Source organism: Mangrovibacterium sp. (assembly GCF_059905295.1).
Genome location: NZ_JBZQJF010000181.1, coordinates 1 through 5,142 on the forward strand (window position 1 = coordinate 1; position 5,142 = coordinate 5,142).

The window sequence follows — 5,142 nt, forward strand, 5'->3', positions numbered from 1 at the left end:
CAGCTTTTCTTGTCAAAAGAAGTTTGAATGAAGCACAAAAATGAAATAGTCCCGCGATTATTTCACCCGGCAAAATTAGACCTTTTTTCATATAACCTCCACTTGCATACCTATTTTGTGACCAAAAACAATCAATTTTCGTCGGAGGCATCCATCACAAACCCCCTCCTGCCAAAATAAAAAAGAGAATTTACCCGACACAGGTAATTATTTAATTCAACAAACACTTTACTCAAATACTCAAAAAAACCAGTTCATTTTGTCAGCGTGATAAATCAGCAAGTCAATTCTGATTATTTACACTACCATTTTTTTTAATAATTTAGTGTTATGCTTAATTTAAGCAGTTCGAAAAATGAAGGTAACAAAACCGGAACAAGATGGTAAAACAAGAAATTGTAAGAAAGCTTGAGGAAGCTGGGCATAAAAAAATAAAATTTGCGATCTGCGATATCGATGGTATCCTGCGTTCAAAAACACTCCTTCTTGACAAGTTTATTGAATTCTCGGAAAAAAGCGCTGGATTCTGCGATGTTGTTTTTGGCTGGGATTCCAACGACGTCTGTTACGACAATGTTGAGATGACAGGCTGGCACACCGGATACCCGGATAAAAAAGCACACCTGGATCTTGAAACGTTCCGGAATGTCCCCTGGGACAGCAACATTCCTTATTTTTTGGGTGATTTTGAGAACGAAGAGGGCGTACCTGCCTGTCCGCGAAGTCTGCTTAAAAAGATTCGGCACCAAGCTACAGAAATGGGCTACCGGGCTATTTTTGCCCAGGAATTTGAGTGGTTCAACTTCATTGGAACACCCAACGAACTGGCAGCAACTGACTATCAAAAATTACAGCCACTAAGCCCGGGCATGTTCGGCTACTCTCAGCTCCGCCCGAGCCTGAACAAGGAATATTTCAATGATCTTTTTGATCTGTTACATCAATTTAATGTTCCACTGGAATCATTACATACCGAAACAGGACCGGGAGTTTATGAGGCAGCAATTCGATACGATGAGATTTTAGCAGCAGCTGATAAAGCCACACTCTTCAAAACCGGCGTAAAGGAAATCGCTTACCAACATGGAATTATCGCCAGCTTTATGGCTAAGTGGAACGAACAACTTCCGGGTTGCAGCGGACATATCCACCAAAGCTTGTGGTCATCCAATCAAAGTGAAAATCTTTTCTATTCCGGAAATCCGGAACAACCAATGAGTTCACTAATGGAAAGCTACCTGGCCGGAGTACTCCAATGTCTGCCGGTGGTTTTACCACTATATGCTCCTACCATCAATAGTTATAAGCGGCTTCGTGACGGAGCATGGGCTCCTACAACTGTTAGCTGGGGATATGACAACAGAACGACTGCTGTGCGTATTTTAAATGGCGATAAGAAATCAACCCGTTTAGAAATGCGCGTGGCAGGATCGGACACCAACCCGTATCTGGCAATGGCCGCATCACTGGCATCGGGCCTGTATGGCATAAAAAACAACCTGAAGCTGGAAGCACCGGCTGTTATTGGCAATGCATACAGTAAAAGCGATGCCATGAAGTTACCAACCAACCTGTTGCAAGCGACTCAACAAATGGCACAATCAACGATTGCAAACGAAATATTTGGGGAAACTTTCGTTCAGCATTTCACCAAAACCAGGGAGTGGGAATGGCGCGAATTCAGCAAAACAGTTACCGATTGGGAACTAAAACGCTACTTCGAAATTATTTGACGAAACGGGGACTTCAAACCAAAAGCAAACACACAAACGAATGGAACAACTGGACAACTATCATATCATCAGGCAAGCCTGGAAAGAATTTGACGACCGGCATGAAATTAAAGGTATTTTCGATGTAAGTGCGCACGTATCGACTAACTCGGTTTATAAAGTCTCTTTTTACGACCGCCAGCCGGTTTTTGCCAAGCTATCTGACTATGGTAAATTCGAGCATTTCAAGGAAGATCACATCATTATTAATAACCTGGCCAACAACCTCGAAGTTCCCTACGAGACATTCCTTGCGCAATCGTTGGTAAAGCGTAACGACTTATTCATCTACCGTTACTACTCACAAAATCATTGTGCCTGGGTCGTTTTTTACAACCCGATAAAAGTAAAAAACAAACTTCCCCGACGCCTTGAAGAAAAGCATGTAAAAAAATCAGGACGTGAATTAGCACGCTTCCACAAGGCTTGTTACAATATCAGTGCCCAGCTCCCCATCGCTTCAAAAAGTGTTGTTACCGACATTCACACACTGATGAAAACAGTTCGCGACGAAAAATTTTGCGCGAAACAGGAACACAAAGATCTCATCTTGAGAGAGTGTGATACGTTCCTTAACAATGCCGATCATTACAACTACATGACCGAAATCGACATTATCCCTGTCTTTGTGGATTGGAATATCGGCAACTTCTCGGTTGCCCCCGACGGCAGATTTATCTCACGGTGGGATTACGACTGGTTTCGCATGTCATCAAGAGTAATGGACTTTTACTTCTTTAGCCGGGTTTGTTCGGATATTGGAGACCGGACTGTTTTCAGCTATGTAATCGACACGCTGATGGAAGAGCGTTTTATTCTATTCCTGAAAGAATACCACAAAATATATCCGCTCACCGAACCGGAAATCAGACTCATCAAGGAATGTTATCGATTTTTTATCCTAAATTACGTAATCAAGGATGGCAATTACTTTTTCAGGCCTTCGTACGCGCTCAAATTGCAAAAAGAAGCATACGAAGCTTACATCCCGGCCATTGAGAAAAATTTTGATGCTGAGAAGATATTACGTGCCCTAAAAATCTAACTATGAAAACTAAAGATTTCAGAACCGTTGCCCTCAAATACAAAACGATATTTTTTGATGCCTTTGGTGTATTAAAGAATCACAAGGGCGTCATACCCGGCGTGGAACGTACCTTCGATTTTCTGGATGAAAACGACATCAACTACTTTGTTGTGACCAACGACTCATCGAGAGGACCGGAAGGCTTGGCGAATGCTTACAACCGGCGAGGGATCAAAAGCATCACCCCCGACAAAATTATCTCATCGGGTATGCTGGCCCGTGACTGGCTCTCTCTGAAAATCAAAGAAGGTACTGTCGCATTCCTGGGAACAGGTGATTCAGCACACTATATCGAAAATGCCGGGCTGGAGACCCTGCCGATTCGCGATGTTGTGCTCGACGATATCGACCACATTAAATGCCTTGTTTTTCTGGACGATGAAGGTTTCGACTGGAATCAGGATATCAATAAAGTTATCAACCTGCTTCGAAAACGGAATATCCCCGTTGTAGTGGCTAATACCGACATCCACTACCCGGTTAGTAAAAACGATGTTGCTGTTGCTATTGGCGGCATATCCGACCTGGTTGAAGAAGTTTTGGGTAAAAGTTTCATTCGGTTTGGAAAGCCGGATGCTCAAATGTTCATGTATGCCTTTGAACGAGCCTGCGAAGTAAAACAAGTGAAGAAAAGCGAGATCTTAATGGTTGGCGATACTCTTTATACCGACATTATTGGAGGTAATAAGTTTGGAGTTGATACCGCCTTGGTTCTCTCAGGTAACACACTGCCGGAGATGGCTAAAGTCCGGATTACAAGTACCGGCATCATCCCCAATTTCGTATGCGACTCCGTAGTGATCAGCTAATCGCCGGCTTACTCGCTAAAACTTTGCCGGATCTCAGCTAAAGCACTGACGAGCTTTTCATCATTCTGCGCTCCCTGCGAAGCTACCCGAATATGAAAATCGTCTAAGCCAATCTTGTTCGAACAATCGCGCACGTACAAACCATATTCTTCCAGCAGGCGCATTTGCAAATCCCGGGCATTCACCCCATAATTAATCCGGATCAGAATAAAATTACTGCCTGTTGGATAAATCTTATAGCCATCCAGACCAATTAATTTGCGATACAATAGTTTCACATCAGCAACGACGCGGCGAACTGACTCCTGATATTCACCATTGGTTTTCGGAAGCATCAGCAAAAAATATTCGGCGATTGTGTTAATGTTCCAAATCGGTAATAATTGCCGCAACAGCCGGATAAACTTCGGATTAGAAGTGCAACAATAGCCTAAGCGCAAACCCGGAACACCGCAGTGTTTGCTCATACTCCGCACGACAATAACATTTGGGAACTCTTCGAGGAAAGGCATTACCGAGGGCTGTTCAATCCCGCTAAAATCAATAAACGACTCATCCAGCAAGATAACTTTCAGATGCGCCATTCTTTTCAAAAAGCTTTTCAGCTCCCTTAACCCAATCATCTGCCCGGTCGGATTACCGGGATTAATAATCAAAGCCGAAGAGATGTTGTTTTCATCAATCCAACCGGCAAATTCATCCAGGTCGAGATCATAATTCTGATCAGCCGGAAGTTGAAACAAACGAGCAGAATTGGCTTTTCGCAATTTTTCCAGATACTCGCTAAAGGTTGGAACCGGAATGGCAATATCATCAATCAGCTCCTGCTCAATTAAGGTAATTAACTCGGTTGCTCCGTTTCCCAATAGGAGGAATTCAGGATTAATGCCGATAACCCCCGCTAATTGCTCACGAGCGATGCGCGGATTACTGGAAGGATAAGCCTTAATAATTTCAGGAATCTTTTGCAGTAAATCATCCATCATCTCCGCTGTTGGATAATACGGGTTGGCAATAAAGCAAAAGTCAATAACATCCTTCACTAATTCAGAACCGACAATATCCACCAACGCGGGTGAGTGTGTTGTCTCCTGGAACAATTCTTTTTTTACCGGGAATTTTACGCGAGTCATAGCCAAAAAATTTGGGCAAAAGTAATCATTATTCGCCCGGTTTTACAACAGAGAATACAGAGAGATCCAACTTGCATGCGCACTACTTCGCTACTTCGCGCTCTCATATCTTGTTGTTATTGTTATCAAGAGTTGCCGGGTTATCGTGAAACTTGAAAGGTTAACGATTAACGATTATTGATTGCCGATTAGCGATTGAGAGAAGAGCAACCAGAAACCAGAAACATGCAGTAGCCCCAGACCTCCACAAGGGTCCTATAGCCGCAACTCGAAACTTGGAACTTGGAACTTGGAACTTGGAACTCAGCAGGGACTTTTAGAAAAAAAAAGCTGCCCGAACA

Annotated in this window: 4 protein-coding genes; 3 read left to right on the top strand and 1 reads right to left on the bottom strand. The window is 43.2% G+C overall.

Translation table 11 applies throughout. The annotated features are described in order from the left end of the window. Positions 1-380: 380 nt before the first annotated feature. Genes AC37HE_RS09695 through AC37HE_RS09705 form a run of 3 tightly spaced genes read left to right on the top strand, consistent with a single transcriptional unit; the run spans position 381 to position 3,668 of the window. Positions 381-1,733 (top strand): glutamine synthetase family protein, encoded by a 1,353-nt coding sequence (locus AC37HE_RS09695; RefSeq protein ID WP_500782632.1) that lies wholly within the window; start codon positions 381-383, stop codon positions 1,731-1,733. 40 nt (positions 1,734-1,773) lie between these two features. Then, on the top strand, positions 1,774-2,817 hold the full coding sequence (locus tag AC37HE_RS09700) for an aminoglycoside phosphotransferase/kinase family protein (RefSeq protein WP_500782633.1): 1,044 nt from the start codon (positions 1,774-1,776) through the stop codon (positions 2,815-2,817). 2 nt (positions 2,818-2,819) lie between these two features. Then, positions 2,820-3,668 (top strand): HAD-IIA family hydrolase, encoded by an 849-nt coding sequence (locus tag AC37HE_RS09705; RefSeq protein ID WP_500782634.1) that lies wholly within the window; start codon positions 2,820-2,822, stop codon positions 3,666-3,668. 8 nt (positions 3,669-3,676) lie between these two features. Here AC37HE_RS09705 and AC37HE_RS09710 read toward each other — a convergent pair whose 3' ends face one another. Next, a complete protein-coding gene (locus AC37HE_RS09710) occupies positions 3,677-4,801 on the bottom strand; it encodes a pyridoxal phosphate-dependent aminotransferase (RefSeq protein ID WP_500782635.1) in 1,125 nt (374 codons plus the stop codon). Positions 4,802-5,142: the final 341 nt, after the last annotated feature.